Here is a 3,780-nt window from a genome sequence, read left to right as displayed (position 1 = left end):
GGCCCATTCAGGTTGCCGGCCAACATGATCGGCATCACCGAGCAGTCCACGACCCGCAGCCCGTCGACTCCCCTCACCCGTAGCCGGCCGTCGACGACGTCGTCGTCACTGGGGCCCATCGCGCAGCTTCCCACCGCGTGGTATCCGGTATATCCGCCGTCGAGTGCGGCATCGGCGATTTCGTCGTCGCTTTGCACGTCTGGGCCGGGGAACGTCTCGTGGTCGATCCGATCGGCGATGGGCGACTGAGCGAACATCTCGCGTGTCCTACGGAGCCGGTTTGCGGTGGTGACACGGTCGTGATCCGTGGTGAGGTAATTCGGATCGAGTAGCAGTGGAGCCTCGGGAGCTGCCGACGTGATCGCGATGCTCCCCTCCGACGTCGGGCGCAGCGCGTAGCCAAGACACGACAGCCCGGGCTCGCGCTCGATGGAGACCGGCTCGCCGATCTGGTAGGCCGGGATCGTGAAGGGCCCCAACAACAGCTGCCCGTCCACGCGTTCGGCCTCGGGCGCGGTCTTCAAGAACGCCAACACGTCGAACGTCGGAGTCGCCAGTGAGCCCTTGCGCGTGGCCAGATACCGGGCGGCGGTTTTGGCCTGTCCGACGCCGGTGGACAGCTCTCGGTTGTAGCCCAAGTCCGCGTTCAGCCTGAACTTCAACGCAAAGCAGCGATGCTCCCGCATCCGCCTGCCCACGTTCGAGCGTTCGAGCAGTACCGGAACTCCGGCCGCTTCGAGCACCTCGCGGGGTCCGATACCCGACAGCTGCAACAGTTTCGGACTTCCCATGCTCCCGAGCGCGAGCACGACCTCGCGGTTCGCCCGGAAGTCCGCACGGGCACCGTGAGGCGTCGCCACTTCGATCCCGACGGCCCGGTCGTGCTCGATGATGAGTCGACGGACGTCGGTGTTCGTGACGACCGTGAGGTTCTTCCGCCGCTTCGCCGGCTTCAGGAAGGCATCGGCGGCGCTGACTCGACGTCCCCTTCTGATGGTCGCCGGGGTGTAGCCGATGCGCGGTTCGTCGGATTCGTTGATGTCCTGAACCTCACGAAGGCCGATACCCGTACCGGCACTGACGATCTCGCTGCACAGCAGATCCTGGTCGGGAGCCACCGACACGTGTAGCGGTCCCCCGACACCGCGCGTGGGGGACGGTCCGAATTCGTTGTTCTCGAATGACATGAAGATCGGCAGGATGTCGTTCCAGCCCCAGCCCTTGTTCCCGAGGCGTTCCAACTCGTCGTAGTCAGCCCGGTTGCCGCGGTTGTACACCATGCCGTTGATGGAGCTCGACCCGCCGATCACCTTGCCGCGGGTCCAGAACTCGGGTCGCTGGTTGGGTCCGAACGGTGTGGTGCGGTAACGCCAGACGTACTTCTCGTTCTCCATCAGCAGCCCAGATCCCTTCGGGACGTGGAGCATCGGATGGCGGTCCGGTCCACCGGCCTCGACCAGAAGGACCGAGACGTTCGGGTCGGCCGACAGCCGATTCGCGAGTACACACCCCGCCGATCCGGCGCCGGCGATGATGTAGTCGTAGCTGGTCATCGGTTCCCCGGTTTTCGGCTCGATCTGAAGGACATTACAAATAGCGTCCATACTGTAGCGCCGAAGAATACCCCGCCGCTACGCTTAGATGGCCTAAACGACGCGTGTTGGCTAGCCGAGTTGCTGGGCAAGCGCGCTCTGGTAGAGGCAGATCGCCGCGGCGGCAGCGACGTTGAGGCTCTCGGCGCCGCCCCGCATCGGGATGCGTACGCGGGCGTCAGCGTGACTGGCGACGTCGTGGGACAGACCGTGTGCTTCCGAGCCGAACATCCACGCGGTCGGCGCAGTCAGATCCGCCTCGGGCAAGGGCAATTCGCCGTCGAGCCCAGTAGCCAGAATCGTCAGACCGGCCTGACGAAGCGCTGCCATCAAGGCAGGCAGCTCAGGCGCTTCGAGCACCGGCAGCGCGAAGATGCTGCCCGCCGAAGCACGCAGGCACTTCCCGTTGTAGGGATCGACACTGTCCCCCGCCAACACGACCGCATCGGCGCCCATGGCGTCGGCGATCCGGATGAGCGTCCCGGCATTGCCCGGTTCAGACGTCTCGACGGCGATGAGCACGAGCCGAGGACCTGCTTGGAGCACGTCGGCCAGTTCGACCTCGGGCACCCTGCAGACCGCGACCAGGCCGACTGGGGTGACCGTGTCGGACAAGGCCTTTGCCGCCTTGTCCGTAATGACGTGCAGCGGGACATCCGCCAACAACTCGGCGAACCGGGCGCGAGCGGATTCGGTGACCAGGACGTCTGACACCAAACCGCGCCGCAACGCGGCCTCGACGAGGTTGGGACCCTCGGCGAGAAAGCGTGCGGCGCGGCGTCGTCCTGCGGTGCGATGCAACTTGAGCGCGGCCGCTACGCGGTCCGATCGCTCAGTGAGCGCCTCGGGGCCGATTCCCCGGTCGCTTCGCTCTCCCCCGCAAGCGGGGGGACCCCCAGCCCCGACCGGGCTCAGGCGGCCTCTCCGGATGGGGCATTGACGTCCGCGGGCAGTGCGGCCTTGGCCACCTCCACCAGCGCGCTGAACGCGGCGGGATCGCTGACGGCGATCTCGGCCAGGTTCTTGCGGTCCACCTCGACGGCAGCGGCCTTGAGCCCCTGGATCAGTCGGTTGTAGGTGATGTCATTGGCGCGGGCCGCCGCGTTGATCCGGGTGATCCACAGCTTGCGGAAGTCACCCTTGCGAGCCTTCCGGTCGCGGTAGGCGTAGCTCAGCGAATGCAGCTGCTGCTCTTTGGCTTTCCGGTACAGCCGGGAGCGCTGGCCCCGGTAGCCCTTGGAGGCCTTGAGGATGGTGCGCCGCTTCTTTTGGGCGTTTAGTGCGCGCTTCACGCGTGCCATGAAAGTTCCTATTCTCGTACGGACGGGGAGGGCTGCGGTCAGCCGTTCAGCATCTTGTTCACGCGGGTGGCGTCATTCGGGGCGACGACGGTGCGACCGTCGAGCCGGCGGGTGCGCTTGCTCGCCTTGTGCTCGAGCAGGTGTCGTCGGCCAGCCTTCTCCCGCATGATCTTTCCGGTGCCGGTCTTCCGGAAGCGCTTCGACGCTCCGCTATGGGTCTTGGCCTTGGGCATGTTGTCCTCAGTTCTAAATGTTGGTCAGGTCGTGGGCGGATCTTGAGCCGCCGCGGGCTCCGCTGCGGGCTCGACGGTTGCGCGCTGTGCAGCAGGCGCGTCGGCGTCGTGCGCCGCCTTGGCGCGAGTCTTCGCGCCGCGGTGCGGGGCCAGCACCATCGTCATGTTGCGGCCGTCCTGCTTGGCGGACGTCTCGACGTAGCCGTAGTCGGCGACGTCAGCGCCCAGCCGCTGCAAGAGGCGGTAACCCAGCTCTGGCCGCGACTGCTCGCGTCCGCGGAACATGATCGTCACCTTGACCTTCGACCCTGCTTCGAGGAAGCGGACGACGTGACCCTTCTTGGTCTGGTAGTCGTGGTCGTCGATCTTGGGGCGCAGTTTCTGTTCCTTGACGACGGTCTGCTGCTGGTTCTTGCGAGACTCGCGCTCCTTGAGTGCCGTCTCGTACTTGAACTTGCCGTAGTCCATGATCTTGCAGACCGGCGGCTTAGCGCTGGGAGCAACTTCGACGAGGTCGAGATCGGCATCCGCGGCGACGCGGAGTGCATCTTCGATGCGCACGATGCCTACCTGTTCACCGCCCGGTCCGATCAGGCGGACTTCAGGTACGCGTATGCGCTCGTTGATGCGTGTCTCAGTGCTGATGGGGCCTCC

Annotated in this window: 5 protein-coding genes; all 5 read right to left on the bottom strand. The window is 65.8% G+C overall.

The window, feature by feature from the left end; translation table 11 throughout:
- Positions 1-1,553: GMC family oxidoreductase (locus VFG33_RS27140; RefSeq protein ID WP_325055796.1), on the bottom strand; the 1,553-nt coding region annotated here is incomplete at its 3' end.
- 111 nt (positions 1,554-1,664) lie between these two features.
- Positions 1,665-2,447, bottom strand: a complete 783-nt coding sequence (locus VFG33_RS27135; protein ID WP_414672985.1) for a TrmH family RNA methyltransferase — start codon at positions 2,445-2,447, stop codon at positions 1,665-1,667.
- Between the two features lie 56 nt (positions 2,448-2,503).
- A complete protein-coding gene (rplT, locus tag VFG33_RS27130; protein WP_325055794.1) occupies positions 2,504-2,893 on the bottom strand; it encodes a 50S ribosomal protein L20 in 390 nt (129 codons plus the stop codon).
- A gap of 38 nt (positions 2,894-2,931) precedes the next feature.
- Positions 2,932-3,126 (bottom strand): 50S ribosomal protein L35, encoded by a 195-nt coding sequence (gene rpmI, locus VFG33_RS27125; protein ID WP_325055793.1) that lies wholly within the window; start codon positions 3,124-3,126, stop codon positions 2,932-2,934.
- A gap of 24 nt (positions 3,127-3,150) precedes the next feature.
- Positions 3,151-3,780 (bottom strand): translation initiation factor IF-3 (gene infC / locus VFG33_RS27120; RefSeq protein WP_325055792.1); only part of this gene is annotated, 630 nt, incomplete at its 5' end.

This window comes from Kribbella sp. (assembly GCF_035687465.1).
GTDB lineage: Bacteria > Actinomycetota > Actinomycetes > Propionibacteriales > Kribbellaceae > Kribbella.
This window is presented reverse-complemented; position numbering and strand designations above follow the sequence as displayed.

What these genes read in the sequence shown, in the direction of transcription:
- rplT (WP_325055794.1), bottom strand. Translation starts at nt 2,893, where the DNA reads ATGGCACGCGTGAAGCGCGCACTAAACGCCCAAAAGAAGCGGCGCACC.
- rpmI (WP_325055793.1), bottom strand. Translation starts at nt 3,126, where the DNA reads ATGCCCAAGGCCAAGACCCATAGCGGAGCGTCGAAGCGCTTCCGGAAG.